Raw genomic sequence first — 22,702 nt, 5'->3', positions numbered from 1 at the left:
ATCATACTAACTGATTTCTTCATTCTGTCTATCTAAATGGGATTATTTTTCGTTTTTTACTCTACTGGTTGTTGTGGCTGTACTACTTCATTTGCTCCAGCTACCCTCAACATATTTACAATATCTTTAAAACCTCTTTTTTCAGCGTATTGCAGTGGCGTCAGATGTTCCTTGTTAGCCATATTTACATCTGCACCGTGATCAATAAGCAATTGAATTACTTTCTTATGGTTTTCACTACCATTTCCTAATACAATTGCTTCTAATAGCGCTGTTCCACCACGTTCATTTTTATAATTCACATCAATATCTGTATGCTCTAATAATTCTTTAACAACCTCTACATGGCCACGCTCAGATGCAGAAATAAGTGCTGTTCCACCTGACTTAGTCGTTTCTTTCGTATTAACTCCTGCATTAATTAATACTTTTACAATATCCGTATATCCTTCTCTACTTGCATAAAGAAGTGGATTACTTTTTTTCTCATCTTTAATTTCAATATTAGCACCTGCACCAATTAATGCTTTAACTGTCTCTACATGATTTTGGTACGTCGCTGCAAGGACAGGCGTTTCTCCGTTGTCACCTTCTACGTTTATATTCGCTCCATCCTGAATCAACTTCATAGCTGTCTCTGTGTCTCCAAGAGTAGCTGAAAGTAACAACTGTTTGTCCATTAAATTTATACTTTTCTCTTCTTTAGATTCTTCCTGTTCTTTATGCTTCTCTTTTTTCTTTTCATTTTTCACATGAACCGGTTTCGATTCTGGTTCTTCTTGCTTATCGCAAGCCACTACCGTCATTAAAAGTCCTAATAAAATACATAATAAAATTTTTTGTTTTCTCACAACTACAGCTCCTATGAAAGATAATGTTTTCTTAACCATTCCTCCATCACATACAATAACTCTTCTTGAGTACATTTATCCATAAGCCCTTTAGATTCCTTCTTTAATCGGATTATCTTAAGCTTATACTATGTTTCTCAACCTATTGAAATGATACGCCTGATGGCCCCATCATTAACATTATGAAGCAATTAGTTTAGCACGTTTTTACCGCATTTGTATACATTTCTAAAAAGTACATAAAGTGAAACTTTAATTAGTGGGGGTTTTGTTCATCCACCACTAATTATTAGCCCACACCAATCGGGCTTTTACGGGCAGTTGATCTCCACCTAAATTCTTTGCTTTCACTAAATTTTGAGGTGGGGATCTTACTGCCCGTTAATGCGGGATAAATGATTGCTTTAGGTTACTATATTCCATTGTAACCGTTCTTCTAAAAATTTTACACCTTTTCTATATTTGCACCTGAGTAATAATAGAAAAAGACAACTATATAGTTGTCTTTTTCTATTATTAATGATGTCCACCATGATTTCCTGCTTTCGGTTTCCCCATCATCTCTTTATTCATTTCCCATTTATGCTCTGCTAACTCTTTATACGAAAGAACTTTGCCCTTATAGTTAGATACAAAGCTCTCTGCATCTTTTTTATTTTTAAATGAAATGACATTATAAGCCATCGGTGTCGTTATTGTTTTATCATATACGTAAGTAGCGTCTTCTAACGAAATCCAATCTTTCGAATCATAATCTCGAACAAATTTCTCTTTCGTCTTTTCATCTGAGTTGATCTCCATCCATTTATACATACAACCGATATCATCAAACTTTAACGCTTTTCCATTTTCTAAAATAATTTCTGTTGCAAATTGATTATCTGTTACCCCAATTTGACAAATATCACATTTATCATGTTTCTCATCAATGGCAACAGCTGCTGTTTCCTTTTTCCCACACCCGACTACTGTAAATATGAAACATAAACATATAGCAAGTACAACATATTTTACTTTCATCAATATTCCTCCCTAGAAACCGTATACTTCACGAAAAGAATACCAAAAGGTTGTGTGAGATTTGTGAAAAAACAATGTGCTTTTTGTAATATAGGAAACAAAAAAAGATGTGTAGTTATTTCTACACATCTCTCATCACTCGCAGCCTGTAATTAACAAATCATCTTCTAACTTAACTAATAATGTATCCGCACTAATTTCCTGTCCAACTTCTACATTTACCAATCTTATATTTCCACTAATCCCGACTGCAATTTTTTTTAGCTCACCGTCATTTTTTCGGATCATCAGTAATTTTTCCCATTCATATACGTAAGAAGATTCATTAATAAAAATCTCCTCTACTTTTCCTTCATAAGAGCTATAAATCTCTTCAATTCTCGTTTTCATATAACATCTACTCCCTATTTCACACTTCACTATTTTCATCTTATTCTACCATTCTTACGAGGAACAGCTTACTTTTTAAAAATTCAAATTAACTACCGTGAACAAAATGAACAAAATAAAAATTATGCTTCTAATGATGTTATTTTTCAAATTATTTACCATTTGAATAGATGCTTTTATTATAAATAAAAAACCTTTTTCTGAATTTTTATTCTATTTTGAAAGCGCAATCATTCTTTTGAGGGGGAAATTACATGTTAGCACTACTTGGATTTGCGATGGTATTTGTCTTTATGTTTTTAATTATGACGAAACGTATGTCAGCGCTAGTAGCATTAATATTAATTCCGAGTGTTTTTGCATTAATTGGCGGATTCTATGCCAATATGGGGCCTATGATGTTAGAGGGAATTCAAAAATTAGCACCTACTGGTATTATGCTTATGTTCGCTATTTTATATTTTGGGATTATGATTGATAGCGGTTTATTCGATCCTGTCATTAGTAAGATTTTAAAATTTGTAAAAGGAGATCCTTTAAAAATCGTTGTCGGAACGGCTATATTGACTATTATCGTTTCTCTAGATGGTGACGGTACAACAACATACATGATTACAGTTTCCGCAATGTATCCACTATATAAGCGCCTTGGAATGAACCCCCTCATATTAGCTGGAGTTGTTATGTTAGGGGCGGGGGTAACAAATCTTACACCTTGGGGTGGACCCACAGCTCGTGTTATGAGCGCACTTGGGCTTGATGCTTCCGAATTATTTACACCTCTTATTCCAGGAATGATTACTGGTGCAATTTGGGTTGTTTTCGTTGCCTACTATCTTGGAAAAAAAGAAAGAAAACGTTTAGGAATTATGGATGTACAGTATTTAAAACAAATGCAAACAATGGATGAGCAAGCTGCAACTGTCGAAGCCGCAGTACATAAACGTCCTAAACTTCTATGGATTAACTTTTTATTAACCGCTACATTACTTGTCTGTCTCATACTAGAAGTTATGCCGTTACCTGTTTTATTTACAGTCGCTTTTGCTATTGCTGTTATGATTAACTATCCAAACTTAGAACAACAGAAAGAACGTATTGCTTCTCATGCAGGGAATGTATTAGCAGTTGTTTCTCTCGTATTTGCTGCCGGTATTTTCACTGGTATTTTATCCGGAACAAAAATGGTAGATGCGATGGCTAACAGTGTAGTAACTCTTATACCAGATGTACTTGGACCACAATTGCCAATTATTACAGCTCTTCTTAGTATGCCATTCACATTTTTCATGTCTAATGATGCATTTTACTTCGGGGTATTACCTATTTTGACGAAAGCTGCTGCTACTTACGGAATTAGTGCAGCTGAAATGGGACGCGCTTCCTTACTTGGGCAACCCGTTCACTTATTAAGTCCTCTTGTCGCTTCCACTTATTTATTGGTCGGAATGGCCAAAGTTGATTTCGGTGAACATCAACGCTTCACTTTATTGTGGGCCGTTGGAACGACAATGGTTATGTTAATTACCGGAATTGTAATTGGGATTATTCCAATATAAGATGCAAAAAAAACAGTAGAAGAAATAAAATCCTCTACTGTTTTTTATTATGAAGAAGCAAGAAAATAACGTCTCTCCGGTCTCCCAACACTTCCATATATTAGCTCTGCGTGGACTTTCTTCCCAGATATCAAATACTCTAAATAGCGCCTTGCCGTTGATCGGCTTACTCCAATCATTGAGCTTAACATTTCTGCTGTAATCCCTTCTTCATTAACTGTTAACATATGCTTTTTTACTTTCGCTAAAGTATAAGGATCTATCCCTTTCGGGGCATATTCTATTTGATCTCCCTTCACACCTCTTTGAGACCATAAATATTCAATTTGTTCCGTAGATAATTGATTGTTCTTCTTTAACTGTATAATCTTTTTTTGATAGCCTTCTAGACTTGCTTTAAATCGATCAAACATTAGTGGCTTTACGATATAATCTGTTACTCCGCCCCGCAGGGCGTGCCTCACTACATCTGTTTCCGATGCCGCTGTAATCATAATGATATCTGTATCGTGCAAATGATTCCTAATATATGTGACAAGTTCCGTTCCCTGCATATCAGGTAAGTACACATCTAATAACACGAGCTGTGGCTTCACAAGCTCTAGCCATTCTTTCGCTTGTTCTCCAGTCGTTGCCGTTCCAATTACTTTAAATCCCTCAATTTTTTCAGTAAAACGACGATGAATGTCAGCAATCCGAATATCATCTTCTACAATTAATACTTCAATCTCCTCACCCATTACTATTCGCCTCTCTCTTTCGGTAGTGCAATAATAAATAACGCACCACCTAAATCCCCTTTTTCAATTGCAATACTTCCATTTAAATCTTCTACTAACTCTTTCACTTTTGCTAATCCATATCCTCGCTCTCCTCCTTCTTTCGTCGAAAAGCCTTTATAGAATATGCTAGTAATTATTTCATCATGAATCCCTTGCCCTGAATCTTCCACTTCAATTAATATTTCTTCTCCAATATCAGTTACAAACATCCTTACTTTCCTATCATTCTCTTCATTTTTTTCAATTGCTTCAAATGCATTCGTAATTAAATTCCCTAAAATAGAAACGACATAATTACTCTCAATATGTGGACTTAATTTGTCTAAACCACTTTCTCTATCTAGCATAAAATCAATCTTCAACTCTCGTGCTCTATTATAAAATCCAATTAAAATTCCACCTAGCCATGGATTTTGAATCCGCTTCATAATAAATTGAACAAAATCTTGATATACCGCTGTTTCCTTATGAATAAGCTCTAAAGCATCTTCATATGATTCTAATTGGATAAGACCCGAAAGCGTATACAATAAATTATTATATTCATGCGTTTGCGCCCGCAATGCCTCTGTATATTGCTTCGTCTGGGACAATTCTGCTGTTAACTGATCCATTTCAGATTTCAAACGTAAGCTCGATACAACGCCAGTTACTTTATTCTTTACTTTAATAGGTAGACGGTTCGCAATAACAGCCTGTCCTTTTATATTTAATTGGCGGTCAAACTGTTCTTCACCAGTTTGAAATACATCTAGTATCGTTGAATTAGGAATTACATTTAAAATAAATTCCCCAATAATATTTTGTTGTTTATTTAGCGAAAGAATATCATAAGCTGCTTGATTGACTAAACTAATCATGCCATTTTTATCGATTACAATAATCCCTTCACGTACAGATTGAATCACTGTACTATGCTCTTCATATAAAGATGAAATTTCTTCTGGCTCCATCCCGAACATCATTCTTTTTATACTTCCCGCTAAATATATAGAGCCGATTACCCCAATTAAAAGACCTATTACTGTAATCCAAAATACACGCTTTCCATACACTTCTACTGCTCCATGAATATCAGCCATTGAAAACCCAACAGACACCACACCGATAATTTCATTTTCCTGGTTACGGATTGGGACTTTCCCACGCAATGAAGGGCCTAACGATCCATTAGCTTTCGAAACATAAGATTTCCCTTCTAATAAAACGCCTTTATTATCTCCGCCAACCATTTTTTCTCCTATTTTATCTCGCTCAGGATGCGCATAACGAATCCCCTCTTTGTTTCCAACTACAATAAAGTCAGCTTCTGTATCAATTCGAATTTTTTCTGCGATTGGCTGAATAATAGAAGCTGGATTTTCTTTTTGAAAAGCTTCCTGAATTTCTGGTATCGCAGCAACTGTTTTCGCAACATGCAAGGCCCTTTTACCAATTTGCTCTTCTACTGTTTCAGATAATATGTAAAAAAATAAATAACTTGTTAGCAAAAGTACAACAAGAATAAGTGTACTAATAGTTAATGTAATTCTCGGTTGTAGTTTTAATTTTTTCAATGTCAAAACCATTCCCCTAACATAATTAAAGATAGAATTTAAAGAAAATACAGTTTTTTATTATCATAACACGCTTACTATATATTTCTTTCTTTTTTATCTTCATAAAAAAAGAAACGAAGCATAAGCACTACTTCGTTTCTTAACAGTTTATTATTATATTTTAAACTTACCAATCATCTCTTGTAATTCTTCTGCCATTTGTGATAAATGAACTGCTGCTGCATTTATTTCATCTACTGAAGCTAATTGTTCCTCAGAGGAACCAGCAATATTTTGAACGCTTGCCGCATTTTCTTCAATCGTAGCTGCAATTTCATTAATAGATGCACTTACTTGCTTTGCATCTACCGTCATTTGTTTTGCTACATCTACCATGCTATCAATTTGTACAACTGTATCATTTGTAGACTTCAATATTTCGGCAAAGCTTTGCTTCGTTTCATTTGCAACTACAAGTCCTGATTGTACTTCTGTTCCAACTTGATTCATAGAGCTTACTGTTTCTTTTATATCAAATTGAATCTCTTTCACTAGTTTTCCAATTTCCGTAGAAGACTTTCCTGATTGTTCTGCTAGCTTTCGCACTTCATCTGCTACAATTGCAAATCCTCTTCCTTGCTCTCCAGCTCTCGCAGCCTCAATTGCCGCATTTAACGCTAATAAATTTGTCTGTTCTGCAATATGTTGAATCACTTCAAGAATTACTCCAATTTGTTTCGACTTATCGTCTAACAAACCAATGATTTTGTCTGACTGTGAAACAGAATCATGAATTAATTGCATTTGATTCACAGTTTTTTCAACTAACGTCCCACCATTTTCAGCTTTTTTCTTCGTATACATAGAGGCTGTAGATACTAATGAAGAACTATCTGCAACACGCTGAATTCCTTCTGTAACTTCTTCTAACAATGTTGCTCCTTCTTCAACTTCTTTCGTTTGTATTTCTGCACCACTCGATACTTGCTCTATCGCCTGTGTAATTTGTTCCGTTGCTTCGCTTGTCTGCTTCATACTAGCTGTTAATTCTTCTGAAGATGCTGCTACATGACTTGCTGAAATGTTTATATTGGAAATGACACTATGTAACGATGTAGCCATCTCGTTAAAGCTTTCTCCTAGCTGTCCAATTTCATCTTTAGAATGAACTGTAATTGATTCTGTTAAATCGCCTTCACTAATCTTCTTCGATGATATAACAAGTTGTTTTAACGGTTTAATAATAGACGCAATAATGAAGTAAATTACAATCCCACCGATTAGTAGCGAAAATCCAAGAACAGTTATTGTTTTATAGAAAATAGGTTCAGCCGCTTCGATAATTTCTTTGGAAGGCATAATTCCTGCTATTTTCCATCCAGTTTTCTTATTCGTTTTAAAAGTGATATTACGATCTTCACCATCTAACGAATAATGAACATCCCCAGCTTCCTGTTTATACAATTCTTTACTAAGTTTCTCTTCTAATTTCTCTCCTGGCTTCAGTGTCGGGTGCGCTACTACATTTTTATCTTGATCAAATATTGCTACATACCCTTCCTTACCGATATTAACCATCTTGGAAGTAGTAACAATATCATTAATGATTAAGTCAATCCCAAGAACGCCACTTTTATCCTCATTTTGTTTTGCTAGTGTAATAACAATATTACCTGTCGTTTTTGACTTATATGGAGCAGTTACAATTACTTCTCCGCTTTTCTTCACTGCCTCTTTATACCAATCTCTTTCTGTAGGATTATATCCATCTGGCATCTGAATAGCTGGTGATTGAATAAACTGTCCATTACTAGATCCTGTATAGATTGCTTCCATTTCTGGATGCAGTTTATTGTATTCTTCTAGTTTATTTTGTATGTTTTGAATTTGATCTGCTTGGTAACTTGATTGTGTGAATAATTTTGTAAAATAAGTTGCATCTATTTTTTTACTATCCAATTCTTTATTAATTACATTATCCAAAATTTTTATATTATCTTTCGCCGAGTTCAAAATCGTTTCATTAAAATTCGTCTTCGCCTGTTGATAAGACGTCCAACCAATTACAATACTTGGAAGAATTAAAATAATAATAAATGATACAAGTAACTTTGTTTTTAAACTACTACTCCTTAATTTCCCTTGAAACATACTTCTACCCCTCCATACCGTTTTAAATGTAATTAATTAACATTTAATCTTTCTATAAAAATAATACAATTTAAATGTATCGATGAGACTCTCTATCTTTTTCTACATCATAAAGAATTGATACATACCTTTTTCATTCTATATAAATTAAATAATTAAAACAATATATAAAAATGTATATTATTCGAAATATTATAATTCACTGAAGAACCTCTAGTATCTCACTTACTAGAGGTTCCTCCCGCTTTACTATTCTTTATCTTTTTCTACTTCTTTTTTCGCATCTTCTACTACAGATACAACAGATTTATCGTTTGATAATTGTTGTACTGCTCCTTTTCCAGCAAATCCTTCTAATAACTCTTTTAAATCAATCCCAGAAGAAGCTTTTAATGTTTCTTGCATCGTTGCCATTAAATCAGTCGCATAACCTGCAACTTTTCCGGCGCCGCTATTTTTACCACCGCCACCTGTATCGACAACTGTAATTTTATCAATGTTGCTAAGTGGGCTTGCAACTTCCTTCGCATAACTTGGAAGCATGTTAAGAACCATATCCATAATCGCCGCTTGGCCATATAACTCAAATGCCTCTGCAATTTTTTGTTTCGCTTCCGCTTCTGCTAAACCTTTTAATCTGATAACATCTGCTTCCGCTGTACCTTGTGCTTTTTGTACTTCTGCTTTTGCTTGACCTTGCGCTTTTTCGATTTCCGCCTTCGCTAAACCTTCTACACGAACTTCTTCTGCACGTGCTCTTGCTTCCGCTTCAATTTTATATTGATCTGCATCTGCTTTTTTCATTTGTTTTACTTTTTCCGCTTCTGCTGATTGTTCAACAGCATAGCGATCTGCATCTGCCTTTTTCTTTACTTCTGCATCATATTGCTTTTCACGACGCGCAATCTCTTTTTCTTCTAATTCAATTTGCTTTTCACGTTCAATGATTTTAACGCGCATTTGCTCTTCTGTAACACCTTGTTGCGCTTTTGCTTGTTGTAATTCATAGGAAAGATCTGCATCTGCGCGAGCTTGTTCTTGATCTCTCTTATAAGATTGTACTTTTAACTCTTTATGTTTTTCAGCTTCAGCGATTTGTGCATCACGTTGATACTCAGCTTCTTTTGCTTCTTTCTCAGCACGAGCTTTTTCAATTCGTGCCTCTTTTTCACGCTCTGCATTTGCAACTGTTGCATCACGCTTAACCATCGCAATTTGTGGCTGACCAAGTGCATCTAAGTAACCGTTCTTATCCATGATTTCTTTAATTGTAAAGGAAACGATGCGAAGTCCCATCTTCTTTAAATCTGTAGAAGCTACTTCATGTACCTTTTGAGCGAATTGCTCTCTATTACTATAGGCATCTTCTACTGTCATAGAAGATAAAATAGCACGTAGATGACCTTCTAAAACTTCTTTTGCTTCTATTTTCAACTCTTCTGTTTCTTTTCCTAAATATTGTTCAGCTGCTGTAGAAACTTCTTCAATGGTAGATCCTACTTTAATAATAGAAACACCATTTACTGTAATCGGTACACCTTGTTTCGTATACGTATCACGTGTTCCCACTTCTAATTTGTAGTTTAATAGACTTAAAGGCTCTGCTCTTTGCATAATCGGAACTACGAAAGTACCGCCACCACGAATAATCTTAATCTTCTTTCCATCATCAGTGGTAACTACATTTTTCCCGCCACCAAGCCAGTTTCCAGTAACAATTAATGCTTCATCTGGTCCAACTGTTCGATACTTTGTAATGAATACTAAAATGAGTAGAATTAAAATTGCGAGTAATACTCCACCGATAATTAATGGAATCGTCATGTAAATTCCCCCTTATAATTTTGGTTTCTTTAAAGAATAAGCGATGTTCTGTACAAGTAAAACACCATCTTGGACTCCCTCGATAATAACCTCTGTTCCTTGCGAAATATCTTTCTTTCCAACTGTTTTAGCTAGGATTGCATTGTTTCCAAATTGGGAGGAAATTAATACTTCACCAAACCCTTCTGTAGGAATAGTCGTAATGACCTCTCCTTTGCAACCGATGAATTCATCCATACGTTGCACCGTGTTTTGTTCTGCTTCTGCAATCGGTTTTAAAATTAGTATTTTCATGATGAATACACCGATAAAAGATATAGCAAATGCAGCCCCAAAAATAAGAATACTATTAAAGGAAAATAAATATTCTCCTATATAACTAAGTCCACATAACATGGCGAAAAAACTAAGTAATAAAGTAACAACGGATACAGATCCGCCTCCAAAACTAAATATGGATTCAAATATATCTCCAAAAAAGATATAAATTACAGTGAGTATAGTAGCAATAATAAATCCATATAAATAAATTGTTTCAAGTGGATAACCAAACAAAGCCATTTCTTATCCCCCTCTCTTAAACAATCCCTTTTTTGTTATGTGTATGCCCCACCTCTTTCAAAGATTATCGTTCTAAATTTTCAGTTATTTACCCTTTAAAGAAAAGCCTGTAAGACAGGCCTCTAAAAAAGAACAGGAGAAACCTATTGTGACAGGCTCCTCCTAGAAAATAACCGATATATTATATATCTATATAATATACTATTTTCCACAAAAAGTAAAGTTAAACATACATTGGAAAAGTACTTATTTTACTGACAATTCGTATGTTCCATCGCCATTATCATATTTATATACATACAAGTAATACTTACCTGGTTTTGCATTAAATTTTGCTTCTATATGATTCCCATTAGCTTGACCGTAAGCCGCATAATTTTGCATATCTGATTCATGGTGAAGTACCCATGTCATCCCAATTCCATACTCATTTAAAACAGAAATGTCGATATCTTTCGCTGATGCTACATTAAATGTATAAACATCAGTGTGGTCCCCGCCAATAAGATTACCTTTTATCGTACTATTTAGCCCGATACGATTTGCTTCCTCTGGACGATTATTTGGTTCTGATTCTGTTAAACTTCCATCTTTAATCGTAACAGTTGTTTCGCTTCTGCTCTCTTTTCCTTTATCATCTTTTACTCTTAACGATACTTTATAAGAACCTTCTCTTTCATATACATGTACTGGATTCACTTCTGCACTTGTGCTTCCATCTCCAAATTCCCATAAATAAGAAACAATTTTTCCATCTTCATCGTTTGAGCCATCACTTTTAAATTGAATTCCCTCTTTTACAACTCCATTATAAGGCCCGTTTACATTAACCGTCGGAGCTTTATTTTCTCCATCATCTTTTGCGATTCCATGGAAGACTACATCATATTCAAATTCATTTGAGCTATTCACACGATAATTGACGAAGTATGCTGTAACAGTTTTGTAGCCACTCCATTCTTTTTGCGCCAATTGTTCTAAAGATTCATTTACTCTTTTACTCATTGCTTTCCAATCTTCTGATTCACCTTTTGTGACACTACCTGTATACGTACCTTCTAATGTAAATGTATTAAAGAATTGAGAATTATGTTTTGTCATTTTTGTATCTTTCATAGGCAACGTATCACTAATTTCTTTCTTCACCGCTGTTAACGACTTCGTTGCATGTTCAGCTAAATAATCATCAGCTACTTCTGGTACAGTGTATGTATCTTGATTATTAATTAACTGCTGCATATACTCTTGATACTCTTTATTTAACTTAGGATCTTTACTTAGATTTTCACGATATGCATCATAATTTTTCACGTCATTCGCACGAATTAAATCTTGAATTTTATCAAATGTTTCAAACTGATGCGTATATAAGTAAGACTGCAATGCGAACGAGTAATTATAGAAATCCCAAGAACCGTATTTAGCAAATAGTGTGCGCTCTGCAGTATAACGGCTTGCAGGATCAGATGATAATCCGCTAATTATACTCTTTCTTGGTACAACGTTATTCGTACGAGTAGAGCCTGCGAAAAACTCTGCATTTCCTTCTTGGAACCAAGTTAACCTTTCATTTTGATACATATCTCCTCTTCCAAATAAACCAGGAACTTCATATCTCCCTTGCAGATAATGAGTAAATTCATGACGGAATAACTCTTCTAAACTATAAATACTTTGCTCTGGTGTACGCTCATATGTAAAGAATGTTCCTGTTTCTTCGATATAAATTCCACCGTTGTTTGTTTCATACCCATACAATTGTCTATTTAACTGATATTCATCTGGACTATTATAAATTACGATTGTTAACACATCATCCGCATTTCCTGGCTCTAATGCTTTGTCATTTCCAATTACACGGTGATACTGTGCCTTTACTTCCTTCGCAGCCCAATATAATCTCTTAATTTTTTCTTCTGATACTTTATCTCCTGTTTTGAACACAATTGATCCATCATCGAATGTATACGTTTTTGGTAAGTACTGCTCTTTTCCTTCTTTACGTATTTTCTCTAAATCTACTGTATTCCCGCTATAATCTTTACCATTATAATTTGTTGTAATTTGTTCTATCGCAACAAAATATGGTTCACTTAAGTGTGGGTACATATGCATTGCTTGTGTAACAACCTCTAATCCTTTATTCGGATTGCTATGAAATTTCCCTAAACGGCTTGCAAAATAAATACCATTATTAACGAGCCATTTATTTTCTGACGTTACTTCATTTAAAAGAGCAATACGATTTATTTCATTAATAAACCCATCTACTTTTCCATACCACATCGTTTCATTCGCTTCTTTACGGGCCTCAACTAAATACGACTGTATATCATAGTCAATCCCTTGCATAATATCGTATATTGCTTGTCCCTTCATTCGATCATTTACATAAGTAGTAAAATTATCATTGTATTGCTTTAAAATATTTGATGCGTATTGAACTGTTTCAACATCACTTGATGCATTACTAATTAATTTTCCGTATGCAGATACGACTGTATCTTGTTCATCTGTACCAAGCTTAAAGTTTGGATTTTTTGCGATTGCTTTTAAAGCAGGTAAACATTTATCCTGGAAGCTTCTTTCATTTAATTCACTTAATTCGTTATTATAAAATGCCAGATAAAAAGCGGAACGCAACACTTCAGTAAACGTTTGAATTCCTTTTGAATCATCTTTCGTAAATGTACTACCTCTATGAGCTAATTCATCTATAATGACTTGCATTTTTCCTTTATCTTTATAAAAGGCCTTTGTGTCTTCATTAAACTGGAATAAATCTGTAATTTGGTGCCACTTAATACTGCCTAATGTTTCAACTAATTCTTGATCATTCATTTTGTTTAAATCAGCCATTGAATAGCTTTCTTTAACTTGCTTTACTGCCGTTTTCTTCGTAATAGATGCTGGTCGCTGTGAAAAATCGCCTACTTTTAAACGTTCTTGAAATGATAAGGTTTCATCAACTTTTGAAACATGCCCAACTTCATCTACTGGCTTTTCAATTCCAACCGGTTTCGTTTTTAGCACATTATACGGTACTTTTTCTTCCGCTACTGCATGAGTTTGAAGTGCCCCTAACGATAAAGCCATTGTACTAATGCTAAGCATCACTTTATTGATCTTTGATTTCTTGTTCATATCCTTGCCCCCTATTTTAATATTCCATTCAAGAATTTAACATAAAATATGGATGTAACAATATAAAATGCAATATTTCATATTATTTCTTCCTATAATTTGTACATATCGTGAACACCCTTTCCTTTATCTAACCTCCGCTGATTATGAACTTATAACAATCAAAATTCCCTTTTACAAATATTAAAAAGAGAATTTTTTGACATTTCACCCTTTAATTGTTATGGTTAATATAATTGTTAACTTTATTAAATAAAGGTGGGATTCTATGATAAAAAAAGAGAACAGTGTATTTTATATCTCCATCTTGCTTACAACCTTATTTATTATATGGGGTGTCATACCAGCAAGCTGGATACAAGGCCATGATTTACAAAGTATCACATCTTCTTTAAACTCATTTATCCTCAATAAATTTGGATGGTTTTACTCTCTACTTATGACCACAATGCTTGTTTTAGCTACTTATTTAGCCTTTTCAAAATACGGTTCTATTCGTCTTGGTAAAGATGGAGAAAGACCAAAATACAGCTATTCATCTTGGTTATCCATGTTGTTTGGAGCAGGAATGGGGATTGGACTCCTCTTCTATGGAATCGCTGAACCGATTTCACATTTTACAGATCCATTAACAGGAAAAGCAGGTACAGAGGAAAGCGCCAAACTCGCTATGCAATATTCATTTTTCCACTGGGGACTCTTTCCGTGGTCACTATACGCGATGGTTGCTTTAACAATTGCATATTTCACATTCCGCAAACAAAAAGGTAGCACAATTGGGGCTACAGTTACTCCATTATTTAATCGATCGAAAAATTCTCCTATCGGAAAAACAGTCGATATTTTGGCTGTTTTAGCCACAGTATTTGGCATTGTGCCATCTGTTGGGATTGGTGCTCAACAAATTGCCGGAGGATTAAGCTATTTATTCCCTTCTATTCATAACACTTTACTTACTCAGCTCGTACTTATAGCTATCTTCGCTGTTTTATATTTAACAAGTGCGCAAACTGGCTTAGATCGTGGGATTAAATATTTGAGTAACTTGAATTTCTCTCTCGCAGGTATTTTACTCGTCTCCTTTTTAATTTTAGGACCAACTGTATTTATTATGAAATATTTCACATCTACACTCGGTTCTTATATCGGCGCTTTACCTAGTATGGGATTAAATTTAGGAGCATTTAGTGAAAAATCTTCTTCTTGGATTGAAAACTGGACTATTTTCTATTGGGGATGGTGGATCTCTTGGTCTCCATTCGTCGGTACATTCATTGCTCGTATTTCTAAAGGGCGCACAATAAAAGAATTTATTATTGGAGTTGTATTAGTCCCAACTCTTATCTGTACATTTTGGTTTGCAGTATTTGGCGGTACCGCTATCCATATGGAAATGTTCCAATCGCTTGGGATAGCTGATGAAATCGCAAAAAATGGTACAGAGATTGGATTATTTGCTGTTATTTCGCACCTACCATTCTCTACATTTTTAACGGTTATCGGGTTAATTTTAGTAGCCACATTTTTCGTTACTTCTGCCGACTCGGCAACATTTGTTGTTTCAATGCAAACGAGTAACGGAAGCTTATCACCGAAAAATAGTTTAAAACTTATATGGGGATTAACAATCGCGATCATTGCAGCACTTTTATTACAAGCTGGAGGATTAAATGCACTACAAATTGCAGCTATAATCGCAGCACTACCATTTTCTATCGTAGTCGTTCTTATGGTTGCTTCGCTATTTAAAGAGCTGCGAAAGGAAGATGTTAATTCGCAAACGAAAGAAGTTCCGCAAAAAATAAAAAAGATTATGTAACAATTGGCACCTCAAATTACTTCTGAATCCGTGATGACTGAGAGAAAAAAGAAAATTAACAAACCCCATTCGTATGAAATATAATTTTCATACGAATGGGGTTTTACTCTATCTATTACACAAAAGACAAACATTAATTATATACAATAATAAGATTAAACGTTATTTATTTCTTAAATAACCTCTTTCTAAATACGAACATACTTAGTGCGGAAAGAACAAGTGTTATTCCAGAAAGTAAAGTCGATGTGCTAGCTTCACCGCCTGTTGATGGTAAAGATTTCTTTCCTTCCTCCGTCTTATTAACATGTTGTGTATTTAAAGTATCTGCTGTTCTGCCTTCGTTTTCAACAACCTGATTATTTCCTTTTGGCTCTTTTACTTCCTCTTTCGCTTCTTCAACTTCTTTTGTTGGTTCTTTCACTTCTTCTTTTGACTCTTCCACTTCTTTCGTTGGTTCTTTTACTTCTTCTTTTGACTCTTCAACTTCTTTTGTTGGTTCTTTCACTTCTTCTTTTGACTCTTCCACTTCCTTTGTTGGTTCTTTCACTTCTTCTTTTGACTCTTCCACTTCCTTTGTTGGTTCTTTCACTTCTTCTTTTGACTCTTCAACTTCTTTTGTTGGTTCTTTTACTTCTTCTTTTGACTCTTCAACTTCTTTTGTTGGTTCTTTCACTTCTTCTTTTGACTCTTCCACTTCCTTTGTTGGTTCTTTCACTTCTTCTTTTGACTCTTCCACTTCCTTTGTTGGTTCTTTCACTTCTTCTTTTGTTTCTTCCACTTCTTTTGTTGGTTCTTTCACTTCTTCTTTTGACTCTTCAACTTCCTTTGTTGGTTCTTTCACTTCTTCTTTTGGTATTAATTTTTCTACTATATTCTGCATTACAATGCCACTATATAATATGCCAGTCTCATAATGATCTGCATCTAAATCAAATTCATATATTTTTTCTCCTAAAGTACGCCAAATGATTCCCTCATCAGTAAGAGTTCCACCTTCACTCTTTAGTGTAATCTTTTCAATTGGCTCTCCCTCTAAATCATATACAGGTATTTTCACTTCTTTATTTATTTCTGCATCATCCAAAATGACCTTTTGCCTTCTAACATCAATTGTTACCCACTGACCTAATTGTATTAATGGCCTTACATCACGAATCTCATTTTCAGCTAATTTTAAACTAAGTAAGTCTAACATTGAGCCAAGAACCGTTACATCTGTAATACGATTCTCAGTAAGATTTAACCACTGTAAATTTTTCAATGAAGATAGCGGTGTTATATCTTCAATTTGATTATGAGATACATTCACATTATTCAATCGTTTCAAGTTTGAGATGAAATCAATATTTTTCAGGCCTACTCCTTCTAAAGTAAGGTTTTCTAAGTTCGTCATGTACTCTAAACCTGTTATATCTTTTATCTCATTTCCTTTTTCTTTAAGTATCTCTAATTTTTTAACCTGTAATAAATCTTCTTTTGTGATAGGAGCGTTTAAGTTCTCTCTACCTAAATTCTCTTTATTAATATGTTGTTGTAAAGTTTTATCGAGAATTACATTTGCACGTTCTTTTTGTTTTTCAACTATATTCTGTATAACCGTACCATTAAATCTTATTTTACTTTCAGTAGAATTAGTATCTAGTTTAAATTCATATATTTTTTCTCCAGGACTATTCCATTTTATAAATCCGTTATTCAGAGTAGCCCCCTCACTTTTTACATTAATATTTTGAAGTGGTTCTCCCTTAAGGTTGTATACTGGGATTTTTAATTCCTCATCTACGCTTGCTTCATTTAAAAAGATTTTTTGTCTTTGAATGTCAATTGAAATTCGCTTACCTAATTCCTCAACAGGCCTTACGTCAGAAATTTCATTTGCTCCAAGATTTATCTCATGTAAATTTGTTAAAGTGCTCAACGGCGATATATCAGAGATATAATTCTCTTCTAAATTCAGCACTTGTAAAATTCCTAATTGAGATAATGGTGATATATCTTTTATTTCACTATCAGCAATTTCTAGTTCAATAAGATTACTCATTTTACTAATAGATTCAACATTATTAATTTTATTGTTCCCTATCCATAATAGTTCCACATTATTTAATCGATCAATTCCATTAAGATCACTGATTTGATTATTTGCTAAGTATAATTGTTTCATAGTTGATAATGTAAATAATGGCTGGATATCTTTAATGTTATTACCGATTAAATCTAATGTTTTGATTTTTTTCATTTTACTTAATGGTGTAAGATCAGAAATTTTATTATCTCTTAAAAAAAGCATATTAATATTCTCTAATTGCCCAATTGGATGAATACTTTCAATTGAATTAGAAGTTAAATCAACGTACTTCAAACTTCTCAATTTCGAGATAGCTGATATATCTGTTACATTAGACTCTCGTAACGTCAACTTCTCTAAATTTGTCATATACTCTAAACCAGCTATTTCATTTATCCCTTTACCTGAATAAATGGATAATGTTTTAATTTGTAATAAATCTTTCTTTGTGATTGGCGCATCTACATTATCTCTATCTAAGTTATATTTATTAATATATTTTTGTAATTGCTTATCTAATATTACATTTCCGTTTTCATCTTGTTGCTCCTCTTTATTTTCCTTTTGTTTTTCTGAAACATTGTTTTCTAAATTTATAGCATTCACTTCAAACTGCACTTGATATTTATTATCATAGGCCATCGTTGGAATATAAATATGCATTTGCATATTGTATGTTTTTCCTAATTCTCCAACTTCAAATTGAATAACCTTCGTCCCATTTTTCTTTTTGTCTTCTGATAGGACCTTTACATCATGAAACACACCTGGCGTATGAATATCCTCTGTTTTCAAGTATTGGAAGAAATCACTATCACTTAACGTTGCTGTTACAATTTTCTTTCCATTCTCAATTGTTAATTTCGGATCCTTTATATAAACAGCTGCCATAGACTCTTCATTCGTTTTATCTTTATACGCTTTAATAACAGCATCATATGTACCATCTTCTAAACCTTGTCCCGTTTTATTCGCCTCAATTGCCACTGCCGCTAAAGCAGGTGTTGAATAAACAGCAAACGGAAGTGATAACGCCGCCGCTATAATCATTGCATTTATACGTTTTCTTTTATTTTGTTTCAAGTTTACATCTCCTCCAAAATATATAATTCGAAATGTAATCATTTCTCGAATAAATGATAATGATTTTCATTATCATTGTCAACTAAAAAAATAAAAAGTTTACAAAAAAAGAACCTCTTTAAAAGAGGTTATGCCATTTTCTCACCTGATTCTTCTCTAAAAAAGCTTTTCATCGCATGAAATACGTCTGCTTTTTGCTTTAAAATATAGTATCTAAAGTTTTCATCTTTAATATTTTTATAGGCTGACATGAGTGTACTATGGCGATTATACTGATTCACTTCCCCATATCCAAACATATTACATTTCTTCATTAATTCTTCCACAAGCTTTACACACCTAGCGTTATCTGATGTTAAATTATCACCATCTGAAAAATGGAATGGATAAATATTATAGCGGTCTGGTGAATATTTATTATCAATCAGTTCTAATGCCTTTTTATATACGGAAGAACATATTGTTCCGCCACTTTCTCCTTTTGAGAAAAATTCTTCTTCTGTGACGACTTTCGCTTCTGTATGGTGAGCAATAAATTCAATATCAACTGTTTCATACTTTGTTCGTAAAAATCTTGTCATCCAGAAAAAGAAGCTACGTGCCATATACTTCTCCCACATTCCCATCGATCCACTCGTATCCATCATCGCTAACACAACAGCCTTTGAATCTGGCTTTAATACTTCATTCCAAGTGCGGAACTTTAAGTCTTCTTGATGAATTGGATGGAAAGATGCTTTACCACGCATCGCATTTCGTTTATATGCAGATATCATTGTTCGTTTCTTATCGATATTTCCCCATAATCCTGTTTTTCTAATGTCATTAAATTCAACATGTTCAATCCGATTTTCATCTATTTCTTTTCTCTTTAAATTAGGCAGCTCTAACTCTCTGAAAAACGCCTGCTCTAATTCTAAAATAGAGACTTCAGCTTCATAGTAATCTTCCCCAGCTGCATCTCCTGCTCCTTGCCCTTTTCCTGGCCCTTTTTGTTTTTGACCACCTGATCCATCTCTCGCAACGACATCACCAACTTTACTGTCACCGTTTCCTTGCCCAACATGTTTATTTTTATCATAATTGTATCTAATCTTATATTCATCTAGAGAACGAATTGGTATTTTTACAACATCTTTGCCATTAGACATAACTATACTTTCTTCTGTTACAAGATCGGGTAAATTATTCTTAATTGCCTCTTGTACTTTTTCTTGATGGCGTTGTTGGTCGTCATATCCTTTGCGATGGAGGGACCAGTTTTCCTGTGAAATCGTATAATTTGGTTGATTTTCTTCGCCCATTCCTTTCCCTCCTTACTGTAATTGTCTTCCTTTATGAACAGCAATCTATAAATTTTGTTCTGTACTGTGCAAGCTAGAATATTTGAAAGGTAACTGCCCACAGAAAATCATCCCATAAACATTTATAACGTTTTTCATACAATACCCGAGCATCCTAAACAAAATTTTGCCACTCACATAATAGAAAGAAATATTCAGCCACTGATAAGAAAGAAACACAATGCATTGTTGCACACATTTTTACTTTGCAACATATTGTATTGTGTTGGCTTTTTTCGTATGAATGGTTGGTTACTCTATCATATGCATATTGTAAAAATAATTGACAATAAATTCATGAAATTGCATCTTAATTTATTACATTTGGACAAGGTATGACACTTTATACACATATGAACGGATAATAAAACGCTGTCCCGCAAAATACAAGAGACAGCGTTTTGTTATCAAACTATCGGTTTAACAAGCTACCTACATAGCGTAATAATTCATTTGCTGAAGAAGAATTATAGCCATGCTCATCAATTAAACGCGCAACAACATCATTGATTTTCTTAAGCTGATTTTCGTCTGGCGTTTTCGTTGATGTTGTAATTTTCACTATATCTTTTAAATCAGCAAATAGTTTTTTCTGAATCGCTTCACGAAGACGTTCATGTGAATTATAATCAAAGCGTTTTCCTTTACGGGCATAAGCAGAAATGCGAATTAAAATCTCTTCACGGAACGCTTTCTTAGCATTTTCTGAAATCCCAATTTGCTCTTCAATTGAGCGCATTAATTTTTCATCTGGACTCATTTCTTCTCCTGTTAACGGATCACGTAATTTCGATTTATTGCAGTACGCCTCGACGTTATCTAAATAATTATCCATAAGTGTCTTAGCCGATTCTTCATATGAATAAACAAACGCCTTTTGTACTTCTTTCTTTGCGATTTCATCGTATTCTTTTCTCGCTAATGAGATGAAATTCATATAACGTTCACGGTCTTCATTACTAATCGATGGATGCTGATCCAGCCCATCTTTTAAAGATCTAAGTACATCTAACGCGTTAATAGATGGTACCTCTTTTCGAATGATTGTAGACGAAATTCGGTTAATGACATAACGAGGATCAATACCCTTCATACCTTCATCTTGATATTCTCGTTGTAGCTCCTCTACATCAATCGCATTATAACCTTCTACCGTTTCTCCATCATACAAACGCATCTTTTTAATTAAATCAATATCCGGACGCTTCGGATCTTTTAAACGAGTTAAAATAGTGAACATTGCTGCAACGCGAAGTGTGTGTGGTGCAATGTGAACATTCGACACATCACTTTCACGAATCATTTTTTCATAAATATGTTCTTCTTCACTTACTCGTAAATTATAAGGAACTGGCATTACAATAATTCTTGAGTGCAATGCCTCATTTTTCTTATTTGCTATAAATGAGCGATACTCTGTTTCATTCGTATGCGCTACAATTAATTCATCTGCTGAAATAAGCGCAAATCTTCCCGCTTTGAAATTCCCTTCTTGCGTAAGCGATAATAAGTGCCATAAAAACTTCTCATCACATTTTAACATCTCTTGGAACTCCATCATTCCTCGGTTCGCCTTATTTAATTCTCCATCAAATCGATACGCACGCGGGTCTGATTCTGAACCATATTCTGCAATCGTAGAAAAGTCCAGACTACCTGTTAAATCTGCAATATCCTGTGATTTTGGATCAGACGGGCTAAATGTACCAATCCCTGTACGGCGATCTTCAGAGAAGAAAATACGCTCTACAACTACATCCTCAATTCTTGATCCGTATTCTTGCTCTAAACGCATGACATTTAGTGGTGATAAATTTCCTTCAATTCTAACCCCATACTCATCAAAGAAATCATCTCGTAAATGATGTGGAATTAAATGCAGTGGATCCTCATGCATTGGGCATCCTTTAATTGCAAAAATTGCTCCACGATCTGTTCGTGAATATGTTTCTAATCCTCGTTTCAACATCGTAACTAACGTTGATTTCCCTCCACTAACAGGACCCATTAATAATAAAATTCTTTTTCTAACATCTAATCGTTTTGCGGATGGATGAAAATATTCCTCTACAAGACGTTCTAGAGCATCCTCTAATCCAAAGAGCTGATTACTAAAGAAGTTATACTTTCTTCTACCATCAACTTCTTCAATTCCAGCATCTTTTATCATATTGTAAATGCGAGAGTGTGCTGTTTGAGCCACCCATGGTCTTTCTTTCACAAGCTCCAAATACTCCGCAAACGTACCTTCCCATTGTAACCGTTCTTCTGCTGCTCGATGCTGTTCAATCTTTTTTAGAATATCCATTATAGCTCCTCCCCCATCTCCTTGTTCAATCGGATTATTATAAAAGGTATGCTAGGATGTCCTTAAACATTCTTTAAATCAAAACGAAATATATAATAGCACGCTAAAATTCTCTCCAAAATTCAAAGAAAATTCTGTATAATATAGGTATTAACGTTTTCACACTGCTATTCATTATAAATAAATTCTTTTCTTCTAAGAACCTTACATACATTTTGGGTAATAAATAGAACTCGTGAACCGAAAAAAGTAAGGAGG

Annotated in this window: 14 protein-coding genes; 2 read left to right on the top strand and 12 right to left on the bottom strand. The window is 34.2% G+C overall.

The window, feature by feature from the left end; all coding sequences use genetic code 11:
• Positions 1 to 56: 56 nt before the first annotated feature.
• From BCG9842_RS02750 to BCG9842_RS02740, 3 genes are all read right to left on the bottom strand, one after another.
• Positions 57 to 926, bottom strand: coding sequence for an ankyrin repeat domain-containing protein (locus BCG9842_RS02750; protein ID WP_000287334.1), 870 nt, complete (start codon positions 924 to 926; stop codon positions 57 to 59).
• 441 nt (positions 927 to 1,367) lie between these two features.
• Positions 1,368 to 1,871 carry a nitrous oxide reductase accessory protein NosL gene (locus BCG9842_RS02745; protein WP_000865661.1) on the bottom strand — a complete coding sequence of 168 codons (504 nt, stop codon included), beginning with the start codon at positions 1,869 to 1,871 and terminating at the stop codon, positions 1,368 to 1,370.
• Between the two features lie 135 nt (positions 1,872 to 2,006).
• Positions 2,007 to 2,261, bottom strand: coding sequence for a hypothetical protein (locus BCG9842_RS02740; protein ID WP_000857376.1), 255 nt, complete (start codon positions 2,259 to 2,261; stop codon positions 2,007 to 2,009).
• A gap of 254 nt (positions 2,262 to 2,515) precedes the next feature.
• Between BCG9842_RS02740 and BCG9842_RS02735 the strand changes: the two genes are divergently transcribed.
• The gene (locus BCG9842_RS02735; RefSeq protein WP_000880470.1) at positions 2,516 to 3,820 is read left to right on the top strand and encodes a CitMHS family transporter; all 1,305 of its coding nucleotides are present in this window, start codon (positions 2,516 to 2,518) and stop codon (positions 3,818 to 3,820) included.
• Between the two features lie 47 nt (positions 3,821 to 3,867).
• On the opposite strand, the gene BCG9842_RS02730 is transcribed toward BCG9842_RS02735, so the two are convergent.
• The 6 genes from BCG9842_RS02730 to colA form a co-directional block, all read right to left on the bottom strand.
• Entirely contained in the window at positions 3,868 to 4,560 is a 693-nt protein-coding gene (locus BCG9842_RS02730) for a response regulator (protein ID WP_000503468.1), read from the bottom strand.
• Between the two features lie 2 nt (positions 4,561 to 4,562).
• Entirely contained in the window at positions 4,563 to 6,170 is a 1,608-nt protein-coding gene (locus BCG9842_RS02725; protein ID WP_033669149.1) for an ATP-binding protein, read from the bottom strand.
• Positions 6,171 to 6,314: 144 nt separating this feature from the next.
• Positions 6,315 to 8,291 (bottom strand): methyl-accepting chemotaxis protein, encoded by a 1,977-nt coding sequence (locus BCG9842_RS02720; protein WP_000486199.1) that lies wholly within the window; start codon positions 8,289 to 8,291, stop codon positions 6,315 to 6,317.
• Positions 8,292 to 8,540: 249 nt separating this feature from the next.
• Positions 8,541 to 10,115, bottom strand: coding sequence for a flotillin family protein (locus BCG9842_RS02715; protein ID WP_000154997.1), 1,575 nt, complete (start codon positions 10,113 to 10,115; stop codon positions 8,541 to 8,543).
• 12 nt (positions 10,116 to 10,127) lie between these two features.
• On the bottom strand, positions 10,128 to 10,676 hold the full coding sequence (locus tag BCG9842_RS02710; protein WP_001173143.1) for an NfeD family protein: 549 nt from the start codon (positions 10,674 to 10,676) through the stop codon (positions 10,128 to 10,130).
• A gap of 246 nt (positions 10,677 to 10,922) precedes the next feature.
• A complete protein-coding gene (gene colA / locus BCG9842_RS02705) occupies positions 10,923 to 13,820 on the bottom strand; it encodes a collagenase ColA (protein WP_001036430.1) in 2,898 nt (965 codons plus the stop codon).
• A gap of 268 nt (positions 13,821 to 14,088) precedes the next feature.
• Between colA and opuD the strand changes: the two genes are divergently transcribed.
• Positions 14,089 to 15,639: a glycine betaine transporter OpuD gene (opuD, locus tag BCG9842_RS02700; RefSeq protein ID WP_000591601.1), complete on the top strand. Its 1,551-nt coding sequence runs from the start codon at positions 14,089 to 14,091 to the stop codon at positions 15,637 to 15,639.
• 166 nt (positions 15,640 to 15,805) lie between these two features.
• On the opposite strand, the gene BCG9842_RS02695 is transcribed toward opuD, so the two are convergent.
• The 3 genes from BCG9842_RS02695 to BCG9842_RS02685 form a co-directional block, all read right to left on the bottom strand.
• Complete coding sequence (locus tag BCG9842_RS02695; protein WP_000812450.1) at positions 15,806 to 18,793, bottom strand: leucine-rich repeat domain-containing protein; 2,988 nt, start codon at positions 18,791 to 18,793, stop codon at positions 15,806 to 15,808.
• 128 nt (positions 18,794 to 18,921) lie between these two features.
• Positions 18,922 to 20,097, bottom strand: a complete 1,176-nt coding sequence (gene yhbH / locus BCG9842_RS02690; RefSeq protein WP_000503516.1) for a sporulation protein YhbH — start codon at positions 20,095 to 20,097, stop codon at positions 18,922 to 18,924.
• Positions 20,098 to 20,548: 451 nt separating this feature from the next.
• Positions 20,549 to 22,444 carry a PrkA family serine protein kinase gene (locus BCG9842_RS02685; RefSeq protein ID WP_000353273.1) on the bottom strand — a complete coding sequence of 632 codons (1,896 nt, stop codon included), beginning with the start codon at positions 22,442 to 22,444 and terminating at the stop codon, positions 20,549 to 20,551.
• Positions 22,445 to 22,702 lie beyond the last annotated feature (258 nt).

It is taken from the genome of Bacillus cereus G9842 (genome assembly GCF_000021305.1).
GTDB lineage: Bacteria > Bacillota > Bacilli > Bacillales > Bacillaceae_G > Bacillus_A > Bacillus_A thuringiensis_S.
This window is presented reverse-complemented; position numbering and strand designations above follow the sequence as displayed.